The 18,564-nt window shown below is 70.4% G+C and carries 17 protein-coding genes and 1 tRNA gene; 16 read left to right on the top strand and 2 right to left on the bottom strand.

The window, feature by feature from the left end:
• Positions 1 to 45: 45 nt before the first annotated feature.
• Positions 46 to 131, bottom strand: a tRNA-Leu gene (locus tag HNR16_RS07325).
• Between the two features lie 99 nt (positions 132 to 230).
• Here HNR16_RS07325 and HNR16_RS07330 point away from each other — a divergent pair.
• The 5 genes from HNR16_RS07330 to HNR16_RS07350 all read left to right on the top strand — a co-directional run bounded on the left by HNR16_RS07330 (position 231) and on the right by HNR16_RS07350 (position 4,992).
• Complete coding sequence (locus HNR16_RS07330; RefSeq protein WP_158039684.1) at positions 231 to 1,574, top strand: M20/M25/M40 family metallo-hydrolase; 1,344 nt, start codon at positions 231 to 233, stop codon at positions 1,572 to 1,574.
• A 191-nt stretch (positions 1,575 to 1,765) separates the two neighbouring features.
• The gene (locus HNR16_RS07335) at positions 1,766 to 2,611 is read left to right on the top strand and encodes an undecaprenyl-diphosphate phosphatase (protein ID WP_158039683.1); all 846 of its coding nucleotides are present in this window, start codon (positions 1,766 to 1,768) and stop codon (positions 2,609 to 2,611) included.
• A 44-nt stretch (positions 2,612 to 2,655) separates the two neighbouring features.
• Entirely contained in the window at positions 2,656 to 3,936 is a 1,281-nt protein-coding gene (gene mshC / locus HNR16_RS07340) for a cysteine--1-D-myo-inosityl 2-amino-2-deoxy-alpha-D-glucopyranoside ligase (protein WP_158039682.1), read from the top strand.
• Positions 3,937 to 4,411: 475 nt separating this feature from the next.
• The gene (locus HNR16_RS07345; RefSeq protein ID WP_158039681.1) at positions 4,412 to 4,687 is read left to right on the top strand and encodes a hypothetical protein; all 276 of its coding nucleotides are present in this window, start codon (positions 4,412 to 4,414) and stop codon (positions 4,685 to 4,687) included.
• Positions 4,684 to 4,992 carry a transcriptional regulator gene (locus tag HNR16_RS07350; protein WP_158039680.1) on the top strand — a complete coding sequence of 103 codons (309 nt, stop codon included), beginning with the start codon at positions 4,684 to 4,686 and terminating at the stop codon, positions 4,990 to 4,992. The genes HNR16_RS07345 and HNR16_RS07350 overlap by 4 nt, the downstream gene beginning before the upstream one ends.
• Before the next feature lie 832 nt (positions 4,993 to 5,824).
• Here the strand turns inward: HNR16_RS07350 and HNR16_RS07355 are convergent.
• A complete protein-coding gene (locus HNR16_RS07355; protein WP_179558154.1) occupies positions 5,825 to 7,174 on the bottom strand; it encodes a PAC2 family protein in 1,350 nt (449 codons plus the stop codon).
• An 87-nt stretch (positions 7,175 to 7,261) separates the two neighbouring features.
• Here HNR16_RS07355 and HNR16_RS07360 point away from each other — a divergent pair, with 87 nt between their 5' ends.
• Genes HNR16_RS07360 through lnt form a run of 11 tightly spaced genes read left to right on the top strand, consistent with a single transcriptional unit; the run spans position 7,262 to position 18,558 of the window.
• The gene (locus HNR16_RS07360) at positions 7,262 to 7,960 is read left to right on the top strand and encodes an HAD family hydrolase (protein ID WP_179558155.1); all 699 of its coding nucleotides are present in this window, start codon (positions 7,262 to 7,264) and stop codon (positions 7,958 to 7,960) included.
• Complete coding sequence (locus HNR16_RS07365) at positions 7,957 to 9,021, top strand: tRNA (adenine-N1)-methyltransferase (protein WP_158039677.1); 1,065 nt, start codon at positions 7,957 to 7,959, stop codon at positions 9,019 to 9,021. The genes HNR16_RS07360 and HNR16_RS07365 overlap by 4 nt, the downstream gene beginning before the upstream one ends.
• Complete coding sequence (locus HNR16_RS07370) at positions 9,018 to 10,043, top strand: hypothetical protein (RefSeq protein WP_158039676.1); 1,026 nt, start codon at positions 9,018 to 9,020, stop codon at positions 10,041 to 10,043. Before HNR16_RS07365 ends, HNR16_RS07370 begins: the two co-directional genes overlap by 4 nt.
• Entirely contained in the window at positions 10,040 to 10,993 is a 954-nt protein-coding gene (locus HNR16_RS07375; protein WP_158039675.1) for an FKBP-type peptidyl-prolyl cis-trans isomerase, read from the top strand. Before HNR16_RS07370 ends, HNR16_RS07375 begins: the two co-directional genes overlap by 4 nt.
• An 8-nt stretch (positions 10,994 to 11,001) precedes the next feature.
• Complete coding sequence (locus HNR16_RS07380; RefSeq protein WP_225737773.1) at positions 11,002 to 12,027, top strand: helix-turn-helix transcriptional regulator; 1,026 nt, start codon at positions 11,002 to 11,004, stop codon at positions 12,025 to 12,027.
• Positions 12,024 to 13,007: a helix-turn-helix transcriptional regulator gene (locus HNR16_RS07385; protein WP_158039674.1), complete on the top strand. Its 984-nt coding sequence runs from the start codon at positions 12,024 to 12,026 to the stop codon at positions 13,005 to 13,007. The genes HNR16_RS07380 and HNR16_RS07385 overlap by 4 nt, the downstream gene beginning before the upstream one ends.
• A gap of 12 nt (positions 13,008 to 13,019) precedes the next feature.
• Complete coding sequence (locus HNR16_RS07390; protein WP_158039673.1) at positions 13,020 to 13,376, top strand: hypothetical protein; 357 nt, start codon at positions 13,020 to 13,022, stop codon at positions 13,374 to 13,376.
• Between the two features lie 6 nt (positions 13,377 to 13,382).
• On the top strand, positions 13,383 to 13,676 hold the full coding sequence (locus HNR16_RS07395) for a twin-arginine translocase TatA/TatE family subunit (protein WP_158039672.1): 294 nt from the start codon (positions 13,383 to 13,385) through the stop codon (positions 13,674 to 13,676).
• Between the two features lie 6 nt (positions 13,677 to 13,682).
• Positions 13,683 to 14,525: a twin-arginine translocase subunit TatC gene (gene tatC, locus HNR16_RS07400; protein WP_225737772.1), complete on the top strand. Its 843-nt coding sequence runs from the start codon at positions 13,683 to 13,685 to the stop codon at positions 14,523 to 14,525.
• The gene (locus HNR16_RS07405) at positions 14,522 to 16,942 is read left to right on the top strand and encodes a DEAD/DEAH box helicase (RefSeq protein ID WP_158039671.1); all 2,421 of its coding nucleotides are present in this window, start codon (positions 14,522 to 14,524) and stop codon (positions 16,940 to 16,942) included. The genes tatC and HNR16_RS07405 overlap by 4 nt, the downstream gene beginning before the upstream one ends.
• On the top strand, positions 16,939 to 18,558 hold the full coding sequence (gene lnt / locus HNR16_RS07410) for an apolipoprotein N-acyltransferase (protein ID WP_158039670.1): 1,620 nt from the start codon (positions 16,939 to 16,941) through the stop codon (positions 18,556 to 18,558). Before HNR16_RS07405 ends, lnt begins: the two co-directional genes overlap by 4 nt.
• Positions 18,559 to 18,564 lie beyond the last annotated feature (6 nt).

Genomic DNA, 18,564 nt, shown 5'->3' on the forward strand with positions numbered 1-18,564 from the left:
GAGAAGGCCCCGGAACACCTGGTGTTCCGGGGCCTTCTCTGTTCGTGCGCGAAGGGGGACTTGAACCCCCACGCCCTAATACGGGCACTAGCACCTCAAGCTAGCGCGTCTACCAATTCCGCCATCCGCGCGAACGCTGTGCACTGGGCACGAATGAACACTTTACGCATCGTTTCGCCGGATCACCAAATCCGGGGCCACCCGGGCGCGTCGCGACTACCGTGGGGGCCATGCCCGAGACGACCGAACCGCAGGACCACGCCGCCACGACCGACCTCGAGACGGACCGCACGGTCGAGACCACGCGCGACCTCATCCGCATCGACACGACGAACTACGGGGAGGGACGCTCGAAGGGCGAGACCGAGGCCGCCGACTACCTGCGTGCCCGGCTCGAACGACTCGGCCTGCGCGTCGACACGTTCGAGCCCGAGCCGCGCCGCACGAGCATCGTCGCGCGCGTCGAGGGGCGCGACCGGTCGAAGCCAGCACTCGTCGTGCACGGCCACACGGACGTGGTCCCCGCCGACCCGTCCACGTGGAGCGTCGACCCGTTCGCCGCCGAGGTGCGCGACGGCCTGCTGTGGGGGCGCGGCGCCGTCGACATGAAGAACATGGACGCGATGATCATCACGGCACTCGAGGACATCCTCGGTGCGGGGGAGCAGCCCGAACGGGACCTCGTGATCGCCTACTTCGCGGACGAGGAGAACGGCGGCGTGTACGGCGCGAACGCGCTCGTGAAGGCGCACCCCGAGTGGTTCGAGGGGGCGACCGAGGCGATCTCCGAGGTGGGCGGCTACTCGATCACCATCGGCGACTCGCGCGCGTACCTCTTGCAGACCGGCGAGAAGGCGATGATGTGGATCAAGCTCCACGCACGCGGCAACTCGGCGCACGGCTCGCGCGTCATCCCGGCCGACGACAACGTCGTCACGCGGCTCGCGAAGGCCGTCGCGGAGATCGGCAGCCGCGAGTGGCCCGTCAAGCTCAACCGGACGACCGAGACGATGGTCGCGGCGATCGCCGAGATCCTCGGCGTCGACCCCGTGCACACCGATCCGGAGACGATCGTCCTCGGCACGGGCAGGAGCGCCGGGTTCCTCACCGCGAGCCTCCGCACGACGGCGAACCCGACCCGCCTCGACGCGGGCTACAAGCACAACGTCATCCCGGAATCCGCGACCGTCGCGATCGACGTCCGGCCGTTCCCGGGGGAGGAGGACGCGATCCTCGACGAGATCCGACGCCTCGCGGGCGACGGGATCGAGCTCGAGGTGACGTGGCGCGACATCGGCACCGAGGCGGAGCCCGACAGCCCGCTCATGCGGGCGGCCGCGGCCTCGCTGCACCGGCACGACCCCGGCGCGCCGCTCATCCCGTACTTCCTGCCCGCCGGGACCGACAACAAGTCGCTCTCGAAGCTCGGCATCACCGGCTACGGATTCGCGCCGCTCAAGCTGCCGGCCGACCTCGACTTCCCCGGCATGTTCCACGGCGTCGACGAGCGCGTGCCGCTCGACGCGCTCGTGTTCGGCCGTGAGGTGCTGAAGGACTTCCTGCGCACCTACTGACCACGCCGTCAGACGACGCCGCAGCGCCACGCGGCTGCGCGCCGGGCACAGCGCGTCGAGAAAGCCGGGTCGTGTCCACCCGATGCGTCATCGGGTGGACACGACCCGGCGTTCTCGCCGTGCACGGCGTTCCGGGTGGCGTGGCGCTACACTCACACGGTTCCGTCCGCCGAGCAGGAAGCAGCGATCGCATGGGCTGGTTCGAAGCCATCATCCTGGGCCTCGTCCAGGGACTCACAGAGTTCCTGCCGATCTCGTCCTCCGCCCACATCCGCATCGTCGGTGAGTGGATCGGCGTGGACGACCCCGGCGCGACGTTCACCGCGATCATCCAGATCGGCACCGAGGCCGCCGTGCTCGTGTACTTCTGGAAGGACATCACGCGCATCATCTCGCGCTGGTTCGCCTCCCTCACGAAGAAGGTCCCGCGGGACGACCCGGACGCTCGCATGGGATGGCTCATCATCATCGGCTCCGTGCCGATCGTCCTGCTCGGGTACTTCCTGCAGTCCCTCATCCGCGACCAGTTCCGTTCCCTCTGGATCGTCGCGATCTCGCTCATCGTGTTCGGCGTCATCCTGGGCCTCGCCGACATCTTCGGACGCAATGCGAAGAATCTCGAGAACCTGTCCTGGCGCGACGGCATCGTCTACGGATTCGCGCAGGCGCTCGCGCTCATCCCCGGCGTCTCGCGCTCGGGCGGCACGATCACCGCGGGGCGGATCATGGGCTACGACCGCCCCTCGGCCGCCCGCTACAGCTTCCTCCTCGCGATCCCCGCCGTCTTCGGATCCGGCCTCTACGAGCTCGCCTCTGCCCTCACCGACGACGCCTCGACCATGACGGTCGGATGGATCCCGACGATCATCGCGACGATCATCGCGTTCGGTTCGGGCCTCGCCGTCATCGCGTACCTCATGCGCTACATCGAGAAGGGCTCGTTCATGCCCTTCGTCCTGTACCGCATCGCGCTCGGGACGCTCATCATCGTGCTGCTCGCGCTCGGCGTGATGCAGCCGCTCGGTGGCGCCGCGTGACGCGAGCGGCGTCCGGCCCGCACGGCCGCGGATAGGCTGGTGCGGTGAAGTCAGTCGCGTCCTGGCCCGCTCCCGAGATCCCTCGGATCGGCGGTACCGGCATCCCCGTGTCCCTCTTCGACAGTTCGACCGGTGAGGTCGTCCCCGTGCAACCGGACGCGCACGCCACGCTCTACGTCTGCGGCATCACCCCCTACGACGCGACCCACCTCGGCCACGCGGCCACCTATCTCGCGTTCGACACGCTCGGTCGCGCATGGCGCGACGCGGGCATCGAGGTGAGCTACAGCCAGAACATCACCGATGTCGACGATCCGCTCCTCGAGCGCGCGACCGCGACGGGCGTCGACTGGGAGGACCTCGCGCAATCGCAGACCGACCTCTTCAGGTCCGACATGGCGGCGCTCCGGGTCATCCCGCCCGACCACTACGTGCGGGTGCAGGACGTCGTCGACGAGACCGCCGAGGCGGTCGGCCGCATGCTCGAGGAGGGCACCGCCTACCGGGTACCGATCACCGCGGACGCCGACCCCGCACCGCTCGACGCGGGCGACGGCGACGTCTACTTCGACGTCGAGGCGGCGCAGCGACTCACGAGCTGGCGGCTCGGCTCGGTGTCGCGTTTCGACGCGGAGCACATGGCGTCCGCCTTCGTCGAGTTCGGCGGCGACCCGGACCGGCCCGGCAAGCGCGGACGTCTCGACCCCCTGCTCTGGCGCGCCGCACGTGCGGGGGAGCCCTCGTGGCCGACCCCGATCGGCCGGGGTCGCCCCGGCTGGCACGTCGAGTGCTCGGTCATCGCGACGGGCACACTCGGGACGGGCATCACGGTGCAGGGCGGGGGACGCGATCTGCGCTTCCCGCACCACGAGTTCTCCGCCGCCCACGCGACGGCGATCACGCACGAGACCTTCGCCCACCACTTCGCGCACGCCGGGCTCGTCGCCTACGACGGCGAGAAGATGTCGAAGTCGCTCGGCAATCTCGTGCTCGTGTCGAAGCTCACTGCCGAGGGGCACGATCCCGCCGCGATCCGTCTCGCGATCCTGTCGAACCACTACCGCGACGACTGGTCGTGGAGCGACGAACTGCTCGACCGGGCCGAGGAGCGTCTCGCTCGTTGGCGCGCGCACGCCGCGACGGTCGCGGTCGACGACGCCGCGTCGGCGCAGGCCGACTCACCTCTCGTCACGCGCATCCGGCGAGCCGTCGCGAACGACCTCGACACGCCGACCGCGGTCGCCGTCGTCGACGAGTGGGCCGCGGGCGACGCGGATCCGGCCGTCCCCGGGATCGTCGACGCCCTGCTCGGCATCACGCTCTGACGGGTCCGCAGCCGGTCGTGTGAGGGGATGACGTGAGTGGCCGGCTGGAGTCGGTCGCCGACGTGCGGCCCCTCGCGCGTGCCCTGTGGACGGCATTTTCGAGTGAGAAATGAAGCGCCGCGCGGATCCGTCGCATCACGCGCCCCGGTCATGTCATGCGCGTGATTCAGCGCGCGGCCCGACGAGGGCCGAAGAGCTTCCTGGGGCGCCACGCCACTTGCCCTACCGGAAAGTGATATCTAGACTTGCCGACACGGAAAGCAACCTCGAGCATGTCGGCGGTCAGCCCGAGCGTCCCCGCGCGGCTGCGGCTCGCGAGACACTCAGGCAGCTTCAGGACGATCGGTCACGACTGGCTTCCCGAGTAGTGACGCCATGGTGGTATCACCCGGCGTTGGCGGCGATCGTTGCCGGTCTTGTCGGTTCACCATCGCTTTCCGGCGCAGTTGCGATCTGGATCGTCGCGATCGGAGTCGTGTCGCTGCCGCTCCTCACGATCACCTACAGCCGTCTCTACGGGGTCTCGACAACGCAACCCGCTGGTCCCCGCAGCACGCGCCTGCTGCTGACCATCCTCACGATCCTCGTCGCCGCATTGGCGAGCAATCTCGCGATCACGCACCTCGCGGCCTCGGCGTGGTGGGGGCTCATCCCCGCCGTCGTCGCGTTCGTGTCGACGATCGTGCTCGGACGCAGCTACGACGACGCACTCCGGGACGAGCTGCGCGGAACGACGGAGCGAGCCGGATGACGTCAGCCGTCCAACCCGCTTTCAACGACCTGATTCACTCACCCGTGCGACTCCGCATATGTGGCCTGCTGCGACGAGTCGCGGAACTCGAGTTCTCCGTCGTACGAGATACCTTGGAATTGAACGACGCGAATCTGTCGAAGAACCTGAAAGTGCTCGCCCAGGCGGATCTGATCACCCTCCGCAAGGAGCCTTCACCGTCCAGGAACGACTCCCGTCGTCTCACGTGGATCGGTCTCACCGATGCCGGAAGGTCCGCACTCGAAGGACATCTCCGAGCCCTCGCGATGATCGCGGCGGAGTAGACGCGGCGGTGATGCTGCGTGGGACCGGATCACCGGCGGTGAGAATTCTCGAGAGTAGATCGCGGGAGATACGCAGCCTGAGTTACCGGATCGGTCGCCACCCGCGTTCGCGGGCGCCTGGATCCAGGGTGGCTCGTGGCTTCGCGCTCCGTGTCCTCCGGAGCGTGTGCACGCATCAGCCTGTTTGCATTCGCCCTCGTGGTGCATTCGCTCGACGACCGGAACTGTTCGAGCACCCGACCATCGATGCGCGTGCCCGGCTCACGTCGCGATTCACGGTCCTTCCACTCGAAGTACTCCCTGCGTCCGGGATTCGCAAGCTCGCGATTCCGGGGCGGAGATCCACCGGTCGACCGCCTCACGCGGGAACGTAGGGCAATGCGCGTCGGAAGAGTCGTTCATGAGTACTTCGGTCACGTCCGAAGCATCCGAACGAAAGCAGCCGGCGATCCGACGCAGGATGACGAACGGCGAAGATCCGAACGTACCGGTGCCGATTGCACCGGGGCGGGCTCGGGCAGTCGAGCGCAGGGTCGAACTCGACGCCGACCGACGCGCAGGACCGCCGACACGGGCTCACGGGCCGAGTTCAGCGAATGGCCCAGCGTCGAGTCGAGTCACGCCCTGATTGCACCTTGCTGCACATGGACGAGCGGGCGCGCGGAGGTGTCGACGTCGATGAACGATGTCGCCGTTCCGTCAGCACGTGGCCGCCAGAAGGTCGCCGACCTCGGACGAACACCGATCGAGCCCGCCGAACCCCATGCGACGACACGGCTGCCCGCGCTGCACAGATGACGGAACGATCAACACTCCCGTTTCGACAGCACCCCTAGCGCTCGGGACCGTCCGCGACCGGTTCGTCGCCGTCCGGATCGGTCCCGTTCGGGGCCTCACCGGCATCGCTCGGGCCGTCGGGCGCGTCGTCGGAACCGGCGTCCGAGGCGTCCTGTTCGGTGGGTTCGGTCGTCTCGCTCGTGTCGGGCGCGGCCGTCCCCGCGGATTCCGCGTCGCTCGTCCCGGCCGCCGGCTCCTCGTCGCCGCCGGACTCGACGTCGTCGCGGGCATCCGATGCGCCGCTGGGGCGTGCGACCGGCGCCGTCCACGGTGCCGTGTTGATGGCCTGCGAGGCCGGACCGCGGCCGTCGCCCGAACGCAGGAACCGCTCGAACTCCTTCGCGATCGCCTCGCCGGAGGCCTCGGGCGCCTCGACCGTGTCGTAGGCCCGCTCGAGGTAGGTCACGTACTCGACGATCTCGGGGTCCTGTGAGGTCGCGCTGTCGACGTCCTGCTCCCACTCGCGTGCGAGATCGGTGAGTTCCGCGCGCGGGATGGTGACGTCGAGGATCTCCTCGAGCTTGTCGAGCAGCGCGAGCGTCGCCTTGGGGGACGGCGACTGGTGCGCGTAGTGCGGAACCGACGCCCACACCGACACGGCGGGCATGCCGTTCGTGCGGGCGAGCATGCTGAGGACGGACAGGACTCCCGTCGGCCCCTGGTAGTTACTCCGGCCGACGTCGAACTCGGCGCGCACCTCGGGGTCCTCGCTCGAGACGAACACGCCGATCGGGCGTGTGTGCGGCACGTCAGCGAGGAGCGCGCCCACGAGCACGACCCGGGTGATGTGCTCGTCCTGGCACACGCGCAGCACCTCGGCGGCGAATCGCCGCCACTGGAGCGTCGGCTCGGGCCCCGTGAGCAGGTACAGGCTGTCGATGTTGCTCGCCGTGACGCGCAGTTCGGCGTCGCCGGCGAGGTTCCCGAGATCGTCGACCGCCTCGTCCTCGTCGTCGTCCCACAGCGGCGGAGGGTTCACGGAGTCGACGACGGCGTCGGCAGCGGCAGCGGGCTCGACGTCGAGGAACTCGTCGTCGACCGCCGGTACCTCACCAGGTGCCACCGCGGCGACGATGTCGACGCTCGGCCAGTCGATGGCGCGCTCACCGTCGGCCCCCCGCACGACGTGCGGCCGGTTGATGGAGTAGTCGAAATAGTGTTCGTCGTCGATGCGCGCGACAAGCCGCCCGCCGCCGAACAGCTCGCCCAGCGCACCGAGCGCGGCGGTCGCCGACTCGCCCGCGTCGTTCCACCCCTGGAGCGCGACCACGAGGATGCGTCCGGACGCGAACCGATCGTCGCTCGCTGCGGATTCTCCAGCGGGATTCGTGGGGTCGTCGTGCACACTCGTCCTGTCGTCGGGAACGTCGTTCGCCCAAGGATACGGCTCGGCGCCCGAACGTCGTGGAGGTCGCCCGTAGACTGGTGCGTCGTGACCCCCCAGCCTCCGGCGGCCGTCCTCTGGGACATGGACGGCACCATCGTCGACACCGAACCCCACTGGCAGGCCGCGCAGCGGGCGCTCCTGATCGATCACGGGATCGCACCGTTCGATGCCGAGGGCGAGGCCGCGCTCGTCGGAGCGAGCCTGCAGACCGCGGCGCGGATCTTCCGCGAGGCCGGCGTCCCGCTCGACGAGGACGCGTGGATCGCGCACGTCACGACGGACGTGCTCGCGCGCGTCCGCGCCGAGTTGACGTGGCGGCCGGGTGCGCGCGAACTGCTCGTCGAGCTCCGCGACGCGGGCGTTCCGAGTGCGCTCGTGACGAACTCGTTCCGTGAGATGGCCGAGGTCGTCCTCGCGGCGATCGGGGTCGACTGGCTCGACGCGGTCGTCACGGGTGACGACGTCGCCGAAGGCAAACCCGACCCCGGTCCGTACCTGCGCGCGGCCGAGTTGCTCGGTGTGCGGCCGGGCGACTGCATCGCGATCGAGGACTCGGTGCCGGGCCTCGCCTCCGCACGACGTGCGGGCGCCGTCACCCTCGGCGTCCCGCACGGCATGGCGCTCGACGAGGGGCACGCCGACGCGCTCGCCACCTCGCTCACCGAGATCGACCTCGAGGGCCTGCGTGCCCTGTACACCCGCGTACGCACCGAACGGGACGCAGTGACGGAGACCCGACGATGACTCTCGCAGCCCAGCCCGCCCGGGGCCCGTTCCGCGCCGGTGAGCGTGTCCAGCTCACGGGCCCGAAGGGCCGCGTGTCGACGATCCACCTCGAGCCCGGTGCGACGTTCTTCATGCATCGCGGCACGATCGACCACGATGCGCTCATCGGCCTGCCCGACGGTTCGGTCGTGACCTCGACGGACGGCAGCGGCTACCTCGCCCTCCGTCCCCTCCTGAGCGATGTCGTGATGTCGATGCCGCGCGGTGCGGCGATCATCTACCCGAAGGACGCCGCGCAGATCCTCGCGAAGGCCGACATCCGGCCGGGTGCGACGGTCGTCGAGGCCGGCGTGGGTTCCGGGGCGCTCAGCCTGTGGTTGCTGCGGATGCTGGGCGGCACGGGTCGGCTCGTCTCGTTCGAGCGCCGCGAGGAGTTCGCGCAGGTCGCCGAGGGCAACGTCGTCGGATTCATGGGCGAACGGCCGGCCAATTGGGACCTCGTGATCGGTGACCTCGCGGACGCGTTGCCCGGCGCGGTCGAGGCGGGCGGCGCGGACCGCGTGATCCTCGACATGCTCGCCCCGTGGGAGGTCCTCGACGAGGTCGCGGAGGCGCTCACGCCCGGCGGCGTCCTCGTCTGCTACGTGGCCACCGTGACGCAGCTCTCGCGCGTCGCGGAGGCGATCCGTGCGACCGGGCGGTTCACCGACCCGAAGTCCGACGAGACGCTCGTGCGCGGCTGGCACGTGGAGGGCCTCGCGGTCCGTCCCGATCACCGGATGGTCGCGCACACCGCGTTCCTGCTCTCGGCCCGCCTCCTCGCACCCGGCGCCGTACTGCCCGCCCTCAAGCGCCGTGCATCGAAGTCGGAGTACGACGACGAGGACGTCGAGCTGTGGACGCCCGGCGCGCTCGGCGACCGGCAGGTGAGCGACAAGGTCCTCCGCAAGCGGGCGCGCCGCGCGCAGCGTGCTGCGACGCTCGCCGAGGGACTCGAGTCCTCGACGGGCCCGGACGAGCACGACGGGACCGAGGCGACCACGGACGAGAAACCGACCCCGGGAGCGGACACGGCATGATGCGCGTCCGACGCTCCCTCGCACTGCCCACCCTGCTCGTCGCGGCACTCGCGCTCGCGGCCTGCACGACCGTGCCCGAGAGCGAGGCCCCCGCCGACGAGTGCGTTCCCGCATCGAGCCCGACCGCGGTCCCCGGCGGCGCGGCCGACGCGGTGACGGTATCGGGGGCGTTCGGTTCGGCCGTGCAGGTCGAGATGCCGACCCCCCTCCGAGCCGATCGGGTCCAGGTGGCGACCGAGGGCGGCGGGCAGGGCTCGTCCATCACGCCCCACGGCGTCTTCGAGGCCAACGTGACACTCGTGAACGGTGCGGACGGCGCGGAACTCGTCCCGTACGGGCCCATCGCGCGCAATGCGAACGGCGACTCCCGCCCCGTGTCGATGACGAGCGTCGTCGCCTCGGCGCCGGGCCTCGCGAGTTCCATCGCGTGCGCACGGACGGGACAGCGCATCGTCGCCGCGCTTTCCGGCGCCGCGTACTTCGGCGAGCAGCCGGCCGCGCAGCTCGGCCTCACGGACACGACGGTCGTCGCGGTCGTGGACGTGACGCGCGTGTATCCGTCCGCCGCGTGGGGGACGGTCCTGCCACCCGAGGAGGGCTTCCCTGCGGTCGTCACGGCTCCGGACGGGCAGCCGGGCGCCTCGATGCCGAACCAGGCACCACCGCTCGAACTGCGGACGTCGGTTCGCGTCTCGGGTCTCGGCCGCGAGATCGAGGCGGGCGACCTCGTGACGATGCAGGTGTCCGTGTTCGGCTGGGAGTCGGGGCACTATCTTGGGTCGACGTGGGACGAGAGCAACGCCGTCATGCAGATCGACGTGCCGAGCGAGCCCGGCGAGGACCAGTTGTACGGCGCGGCCGCGCAGCTCGCCGGCCACCGTGTCGGCTCACAGATCATCATCGTCGTGCCCGCCGACCAGGCGCAACGCTACTCGGGCCCGATCAGCAGCTATCTCACGAGGGGTCAGACGGTGGTCCTCGTCGTCGACGTGCTCGCGAGCGACGGGAGGGAGACCCGATGACCACGACCCCCACGAGGCTGCGTGCACTCGGTGCGACGGCAGCGGCGATCGCCCTGCTCGCACTGACCGCGTGCGCCGGCTCCGGCTCACCCGCGGAGACCGCGGCGGCACCCGTCAACCTCAAGGCGGCGGGCACGAGCGGCGTGCTCGCGAACGTCCTCGTGAGCGACGACGTCGGCTCCGCACCGCAGGTGACCGTCGGCGAGCTCAACGGGCTCGGTGACGAGGTCGAGTACGCGACGACGGTGGAGGGTGACGGCGCAGCGATCACACCCGACGACGTCCTCCTCATCGACCTCGTGGTCATCGACGGTCAGACGAAACAGGAGCAGACCCCGTACGCGACCCTGGGGCAGCCGATCACGCTCAGCTCGCCCGATACGATCCCGTTCTTCGTCGACGTGTTCGACGGGGTCCCGTCCGGTTCGCGTGTCGTCGCGGTCGTCCCCGGTGCCGTCCTCGAACCGGGCAGCACGAGCCCCGTCGCCCCCGTCGTCATGGTCGCGGATGTCCGGACGACGCCCACGGTCGCGTGGGGAACCCCGGCGGAGCCGACGCAGCAGCTCGTGCAAGTGAGCGAAGGTGCCGACGGGGCTCCCACGGTGACGATCGCCGAGGGCGCACAGGCCCCGACGGATCTCGTGCTCGACACGATCCGCACGGGCGACGGCGCGGTCGTGGCCGACGGTGATTCCGTCGTCGTGCAGTACACGGGCCTGCTGTTCACGGACGGCACCGTGTTCGACACTTCGTGGGACCGCGGGCTGCCGAGCCAGTTCGCGACCGGGAACGTCGTCGACGGCTTCCGTCAGGCCCTCGTCGGCCAGACGGAGGGGAGCCGCGTCATCGCGATCGTCCCGCCCTCGCTCGGGTACGGCGAGCAGGAGCAGACGGGCATCCCGGCCGGCTCGACGCTCGTGTTCGTCGTCGACGTCCTCGCGATCGCCTGAGCCCCGCGGTGTCGATCGGAGGGCCCAAGCCCGTCCCCGCGCCGGAGCGGCAGTTCTCGCTCATGCTCGCCCTGCTCATGACGCGGAGCGGGCTGACGAAGGCGCACGTGTACGCGAGCGTGCACGGGTACCGGCGTGCGTTCGAGCAGAGCGGACAGACCGCCGCGCTCGACAAGATGTTCGAGCGCGACAAGGCGGAACTCCGTGATCTCGGCCTCACGCTCGAGACCTTCGACGATCCGTCCGCCCCGGGCGACAACCAGCTCACGCGCTACCGCATCCCGAACACGGCCTCGCCGTTCCCAGCGGGGACGACGCTCGACGCCGACGAGGTCCTGCTGCTCTCGCTCGCCGCGGCGGTCTGGCGCGAGGGATCGCTCTCGGGCGAGTCCCGGCGCGGGCTCATGAAACTGCGTTCGCTCGGGGTCGAGGTGGGGGAGGAGCGTGCCGCCCTCGTCCCGCGCTGGCGGTCGCGCGACGCGGCCTTCGAACCGCTCGCGGCGGCGATCGACACGGGGCGGATCGTCGAGTTCCGCTACCTGCGGCCCGGCGACGACGCCGCCCGGCTCCGGCACGTCGAGCCACTCGCGCTCGTGCGTCACGAGGGCCGGTGGCTGCTCGGCGCCTACGACCTCGACCGCGAGGACGAGCGGACGTTCCTCCTGTCGCGCGTCCTCGGTGGCATCCGGAAGGGCGGGCCGATCGACGAGGAACGCGCGACCGTGGCCGCCCGCGAGGACCAGGCCGAACGATTCCTGCGACGACTGCAGGAGTTCGCGACGCAGAACTCCGCGCTCCTCGACGTCCGGCCCGGCGGTGACGCGGAGCAACGGCTCGCGAAGCGCGGCACGCTCACGGCCGCCGCCCCGACGTCCTGGGGGCGGGTCGAGCTGCACTACACCGACCTCGATCTGCTCGCCGACGAGCTCGCGGCGTTCGGCCCCGAGGTCCGGGTCGTCGGCCCGACCGAGCTGCACGACGCCGTCGTCTCGCGATTGCGCCGCGCGCTCGAGAACCACGGGAGCGACGCATGAACGGTTTCCTCGGCCGCGACCGGCTCACGCTTCTCGTGTCGCTCGTCCCGTACCTCCGCACTCGTCCCGAGGGCGTCACGGTCGGCGACGTCGCCGCGCACTTCGGCGTCTCGCACGACGAGGTCCGCGACGCCGTCCGCCTCATCGCCGTCTCGGGCTCACCCGGCGAGGCCGGCACCTATCAGGACCTCGACCTGTTCGACATCGACTGGGACGCACTCGAGGACGACGACGTCGTGCGCGTGACGCGCTTCATCGCGCTCGAGGAGGCCCCACCGATCTCGGGCCTCGAGGCCGCCGCCCTCATCGCCGGACTCCAGTACCTGCGGCAAGTTCCCGGGCTCACCCGCCAGGCCGTCATCGAAAAACTGCTCGACAAGTTGACCGCGCGCACCGGCGGGAGCGCGATCGCCGTCGACGACCGCGCACAGCGCACGGGCGACCTCGGCCTCGTGCGACGTGCCGTGCGGGACGGCCTCCGACTCGCGTTCACCTACCGCAGTCCCGTGTCTGGGGAACGCCGACGCACGGTCGACCCGATCCGCCTCGACGCGCTCGACGACGACTGGTACCTGCGTGCGTGGTGCCTCGACCGCGACGACGAGCGGAACTTCCGCGTCGACCGGATGCGCGATGTCGAATTGACGGAGACGCCGGCCGAACACCACGAGTCGAACGCCCCGGGCGACGCGTTCTTCACGCCGTCGGCCGACGACCCGGTCGTCGCCCTCGAGGTCGCCGAGTCCGCCGTGCCGCTCGTTCGTGAGTTCCTCGACGATCGAAGTCGTCTCCCGGAGCCGGACGCGCGGGGGCGACGGCGCGTCGAGGTGCGGGCGGCCCACTGGGACGGCATCGTGCGTCTCGCGTGCGGCAACGCGGCGACGGTGCGCGTGCTGGAACCGGCGGCAGCACGGGCCGCGGTCGCCGAATGGGCCCGTCTCGGACTCACCGTCCAGTCGGAGCCCCCGGCGACCCCGTAGAGTGGAGGCATTATGCCGTGGTGGTCGTGGGTGCTGATCTGGGTGGGGCTCGTCCTCGTCCTGCTCGCCACGCTCGCGCTGATCGCCCTCTGGCTGTACCGGAAGCTCATCGCACTGCTCGCGGAGTTCGAGCGACTGAGCGAGGTGCAGGAGGAGCTCGTGGCCCGTGCCGAAGCGCTCGTCGCGCCGTACGAGGCCCGGCAACCAGCCGTCGCGCGTGATCGCGCCCAGGTGGAACGCGAGCGGCGAACGATCGCCGCGCGTCGCGCCGAACGCAAGGAGCGTCGTCGTGACGAACGCCTCGCGCACGCGCGTCGCATCACGACGGCCGACCCGATGCAGTACGCCCATCTGGCGAGAAAGAAGTAGCACGATATGTTCGCGAACCTCTCGGGCTGGCACTTCCTGATCCTGCTCGTGATCATCCTGTTGCTGTTCGGTGCGCCGAAGCTTCCTGCGCTCGCCAAGAGCCTCGGGCAGTCGATGCGCATCCTGCGCGGTGAGATGCGCTCGGCGAAGGAGGAGTCCGCCGCCGACCAGAAGACCGACGCGGGCCGCGTCGACACGGCCGCCGCGGATCCGACTCCCGCGGCATCCGGGGACGTGCATCCCGGGCGCGACGGGACACGCCCCGACGACCGCCTCGGTGACGGCACGACGCGTCCGTAGCACGCGGTGACCTCGACTCCCGCGGCCGAGCGTGGACGTCGGCAACCGAAACGACGGAAGCGCTCGCCCGACGGCCGCATGCGGCTCGGCGAGCATCTCGTCGAGTTCCGGAATCGTCTCGTCGTCTCGATCATCGCGATCGTGCTCGGAATGGTCGGCGGCTTCCTGCTCTCCGGTCAGGTCCTCGACCTGATCCGCGTCCCCGTCACGCTGCTCGACGCGGGCCGGAGTGGCGGCGCCTCGATCAACTTCTCGAACATCACGCAGGCGTTCGACATCCGACTGCAGATGTCGCTCGCGCTCGGCATCGTGCTCTCGTCACCCGTGTGGCTCTACGAGATCTGGATGTTCCTCATGCCGGGCCTCAAGAAGTCGGAGCGGGCGTACGCGCTCGGCTTCGTCGGCGCGGCGATCCCGCTCTTCCTGGCCGGCTGCTTCACGGGGTGGACGCTCCTCCCGCGGATCGTCGAGGTCATGGTGAGTTTCGCGCCGAGCGAGGACACCGCGTTCTTCGACGCGAAGTACTACTACACGTTCGTCCTGCAGCTGTGCCTCGCGGTCGGGGTCGCGTACGTCATGCCCGTGCTGCTCGTCCTGCTGAACTTCGCGGGCATCCTGGCCGGACGCACCATCCTGCACGGGTGGCGGTGGGCGATCGTCCTCGTCGCGGTGTTCGCGGCGGTCGCGACACCCGCGGCCGACATCGTGTCGATGCTGCTGCTCATGGTGCCGATGCTCGTGCTCTATTTCCTCGCGGTCGGCATCGCCCTGCTCAACGACCGGCGGCGGGCCAAGCGCCTCGCCAAGCTCGAGCGCGAGTTCGAGCCATATCCCGAGGAGCGACCATGACCGTCTCGCCAGCCGATCGCTTCGCCGCCGCCAGGGCTCGGTCGGGGCACATGCAGCTCACGCGCTTCCGCGAGGAGCTGAGCTTCGACCTCGACCCGTTCCAGATCGCCGCGTGCGAGCGGCTCGAGGCGGGCTCGAGCGTGCTCGTCGCCGCGCCGACCGGGGCGGGCAAGACGGTCGTCGCCGAGTTCGCGGTCTACCTCGCGATGCGCGAGCCGAACGCGAAGATCTTCTACACGACGCCCATCAAGGCGCTCAGCAACCAGAAGTTCCAGGAGCTCGTCCGACACTACGGCGCGAGCGAGGTGGGGCTGCTGACGGGCGACACCAACGTCAACCCGCGCGCGCGGATCGTCGTCATGACGACCGAGGTCCTGCGCAACATGCTCTACGCATCCAGCGACCTGCTCGACGACCTCGCGTTCGTCGTCATGGACGAGGTCCACTACCTCGCGGACCGGTTCCGCGGCGCCGTGTGGGAGGAGGTCATCATCCACCTCCCGACCGAGGTGCGCCTCGTGTCGCTCTCGGCGACCGTGTCGAACGCGGAGGAGTTCGGCGACTGGTTGCAGGCCGTGCGCGGCGACACCGAGGTCGTCGTGTCGGAGGAGCGTCCGACGCCGCTGAACCAACACGTGCTCGTCGGATCGCGGCTCTACGAACTCTTCGCGACGAACGGCGACGAGCGCACCGACAAGGTCAACCCCGAACTGCTGCGTGCGACGCAGGCGAAGGGTCGTGGCGCCCCGGGTCGATCGCGCGGGAACTCCTGGAAGGACCGCCGCTTCGCACCGGAACGCCTTTCACGCGCCGGCATCGTCGACCTCCTGCACGAGGACGACATGCTGCCGGCCATCTCGTTCATCTTCAGCCGGGCGGGCTGCGACAGCGCCGTCGAGCAGGTGCTGCGATCCGGCATCAGCCTCACGACCGCCGAGGAGCGCGAGGAGATCCGCTGGATCGTCGAGGAGCGGTGCCGAACGCTGCTCGACGAGGATCTCGCGATCCTCGGCTACTGGGGCTGGCTCGACGGGCTCGAGCGAGGCGTCGCGGCGCACCACGCGGGGCTCCTGCCCGCGTTCAAGGAGGTCGTCGAGGAGCTGTTCCAGCGCAAGCTCGTGAAGATCGTCTTCGCGACCGAGACGCTCGCGCTCGGCATCAACATGCCCGCGCGCACGGTCGTGCTGGAGCGCCTCGAGAAGTTCAACGGCGAGGCCCGGGTCCCGATCACGCCGGGCGAGTACACGCAGCTCACGGGCCGCGCCGGCCGGCGCGGCATCGACACGGAGGGTCACGCGGTCGTGCAGTGGCGCGAGGGCATGTCGCCGCAGGCGATCGCCTCCCTCGCCTCGCGCCGCACGTATCCCCTCAACTCGAGCTTCCGGCCGACGTACAACATGACGGTGAACCTGCTCGAACGCTTCGGACGTGATCGTGCACGCGACGTCCTCGAGTCGAGCTTCGCGCAGTTCCAGGCGGATCGAGCGGTCGTCGACCTGGCCCGCCGGGCGAAGCAGCAGCGTGAATCGCTCGCCGGCTATGCGGAGGCCATGGAGTGTCACGTCGGCGACTTCGTCGAGTACTCCCGCATCCGTCGCGAGCTCACCGACCTCGAGCGAAAGCGCGTCCCCGCGGACGAGCCGCGCATGCACGAGGCACGAGAGCGACGCACGGCGCGGCTCGACGAGCTGCGCACGCAGATGCGGCACCATCCCTGCCACGCGTGCCCCGAGCGCGAACAGCACGCCCGCTGGGCCGAGCGCTACTGGCGGCTCAAGCACGACACGGATGCGATCGTGCGGCAGATCGAGGCACGGACGGGTGCCGTCGCGGCACTCTTCGACCGCCTGACCGAGCTGCTCCTCGAGCGCGGCTACGTGAAGCGGGACGAGGACGGGAACCTCGTCGTCGGTGCGAACGGCCGCATGCTCGCGCGCATCTACGGCGAACGCGATCTGCTCGTCGCGGAGTGCCTGCGCCGGCGGGTGTGGTCGAAGCTCGACGCGGCGTCGCTCGCCGCGATGGCCGCCGCGCTCGTGTTCGAGCCGCGACGTGACGTCGACGAACCGCTCGAGCACCAGCTGCCGCGCGGCCCGTTCCGTGAGGCCCTCGCGCGCACGACGGAGATCCACGAGGACCTCGACGCGCTCGAAGAGCGTCACCGCGTTCCCCGCTCACCCGATCTCGCGCTCGGGCTCGCCCCGGCGATGTACCACTGGGCGCGCGGGCGACGGCTCGAGGACGTCCTCGACCGGGCCGGCCTCGCAGCGGGCGACTTCGTCCGCTGGTCGAAGATGGTGCTCGACCTGCTCGATCAGATCGAGCAGGTGACGACGGGCGCGCTGTCCGAGACGGCGAGGCACGCGGGCGATCTCGTGCGACGCGGCATCGTCGCACACTCGAGCGTCGGCTCGTGAGGCGCGATCCGCTGCGCCTGCCCCCGCTGCAGGCGCTGCTCGCGGGTGTCAGCGGCGGCATCATCCTGTCCTTCGCGTTCCCGGATCGCGGTTGGTGGCCGTGCGCGTTCCTCGGGGTCGCGTTCGTCCTGCTCGCGCTCCGAGGCCGCAGCGGCCCCGGCGCACTGGTCGTCGGGTTCGCGACGGGGCTCGCGTTCTACCTGCCGCTCATCTCGTGGGCGTCGCTCTTTCTCGGCCCCGTGCCGTACTCCGCCCTCTCGGTCGTCGAGTCGCTCTTCTGGGCCGCGGGCTCGCTCCTCATCACGCTCGCCTACCGTCGACTCCCGGGCACGGTAGCCGGGTCGGGCCCCGTCGTCGCCGTCGCCGTCGCGGGCCTGTGGACGCTGCGGGAGGCGATCGCGAGCACCTGGCCGTACGGCGGGTTCGCGTGGGGGAGGGTCGCCCAGTCGCAGTCCGCGAGTCCGTTCGCCGAACTCGTGTCCTGGCTCGGCCTCTCGGGCCTCTCGTTCGTCATCGTGCTCGTCGTCGCCCTGCTGCTCGAGGCACTCGCCGGCGCCGTCGCGCCGCCCGCAGTCGTGCCGCCACGCGTCGTCCCGGCCGACGCCGTCCCGTCACCCGTCGCCGCCCGACGCGCGGGCGCGTCCGACCGCGCGGTCCGCGCCCTCGCGGCCGCGGCGGCACTCGCCGTGCTCGCGGCGATCCCCGTGTTCCCGACCACGCAGACGGGCACGTTCCGCGTCGCCGCGGTGCAGGGTGACACCCCCGAGGCCGGCTACTTCGCGCCGGGGGAGCGAGGTGACGTCGTCCGTGCCCACCTCGAGACGACCTCGACGATCCCGTCCGATGCGAAGGTGCAGGCGATCCTGTGGCCCGAGGGCTCGGCCGACGTGAGTCCGGTCTACGACCGGGGCGTCGCGTTCGCGCTCACGCGGCTCGCGGAACGCTACGGTGCTCCCGTCGTCGCGAACACCGTGACCGTCGTGCGCGGCGAGACCGAGGACGACGACCGCTACTACAACACGCAGTTCGTGTGGACGGCCGACGGCGAGATGGCCGACGAGGCGTCGAAGCAGCATCCCATCCCGTTCGGCGAGTACATCCCCGATCGTGACTTCTGGTACCCGCTCGCGCCGGACCTCATCGGACTCGTCCAGCGCGGCTACACGCCCGGCGACGGCCCGGCCGTCCTCGACGTCGACGGGACGCGCATCGGTTCGTTCATCTGCTTCGACATCGTCGACGATCGCGTGATCCGGGACGCCGTCGAGGCCGGTGCGGGAGTCCTGTTCACCCCGACGAACAACGCCGACTTCGGTGACACACCGGAGCTCGCGCAGCAGCTCGCCTTCGCGCGATTGCGGGCGATGGAGACGGGTCGCGCGATCGTGCAGGTGTCGACCGTCGGCGACAGCGCGGTCTACGCCCCGGACGGCACCGAGCTCGCCGCGCTCGAGCGGTTCGAAGCGGGGGTCATGATCGTCGACCTCCCCGTCATGTCGGGGATCACGCCCGCCGTCGCGGCCGGGCGAGCGATCGAGTTCCTGCTCGCGGGCGCGGGCGTCGTCCTGCTCCTGTCGACGTTCGGCTACGGACGGCGAACGCCCCGGACCCGGTGACGGGGC

The sequence above is a fragment of the Pseudoclavibacter chungangensis genome (assembly GCF_013410545.1).
Classification (GTDB): Bacteria; Actinomycetota; Actinomycetes; order Actinomycetales; family Microbacteriaceae; genus Pseudoclavibacter; species Pseudoclavibacter chungangensis.

Excerpts from the sequence above, each read along its gene's own strand:
- HNR16_RS07330 (WP_158039684.1), top strand. The coding sequence starts at position 231 with ATGCCCGAGACGACCGAACCGCAGGACCACGCCGCCACGACCGACCTC.
- HNR16_RS07335 (WP_158039683.1), top strand. The coding sequence starts at position 1,766 with ATGGGCTGGTTCGAAGCCATCATCCTGGGCCTCGTCCAGGGACTCACA.
- HNR16_RS07350 (WP_158039680.1), top strand. The coding sequence starts at position 4,684 with ATGACGTCAGCCGTCCAACCCGCTTTCAACGACCTGATTCACTCACCC.
- HNR16_RS07365 (WP_158039677.1), top strand. The coding sequence starts at position 7,957 with ATGACTCTCGCAGCCCAGCCCGCCCGGGGCCCGTTCCGCGCCGGTGAG.
- HNR16_RS07370 (WP_158039676.1), top strand. The coding sequence starts at position 9,018 with ATGATGCGCGTCCGACGCTCCCTCGCACTGCCCACCCTGCTCGTCGCG.
- HNR16_RS07375 (WP_158039675.1), top strand. The coding sequence starts at position 10,040 with ATGACCACGACCCCCACGAGGCTGCGTGCACTCGGTGCGACGGCAGCG.
- HNR16_RS07385 (WP_158039674.1), top strand. The coding sequence starts at position 12,024 with ATGAACGGTTTCCTCGGCCGCGACCGGCTCACGCTTCTCGTGTCGCTC.
- HNR16_RS07390 (WP_158039673.1), top strand. The coding sequence starts at position 13,020 with ATGCCGTGGTGGTCGTGGGTGCTGATCTGGGTGGGGCTCGTCCTCGTC.
- HNR16_RS07395 (WP_158039672.1), top strand. The coding sequence starts at position 13,383 with ATGTTCGCGAACCTCTCGGGCTGGCACTTCCTGATCCTGCTCGTGATC.
- HNR16_RS07405 (WP_158039671.1), top strand. The coding sequence starts at position 14,522 with ATGACCGTCTCGCCAGCCGATCGCTTCGCCGCCGCCAGGGCTCGGTCG.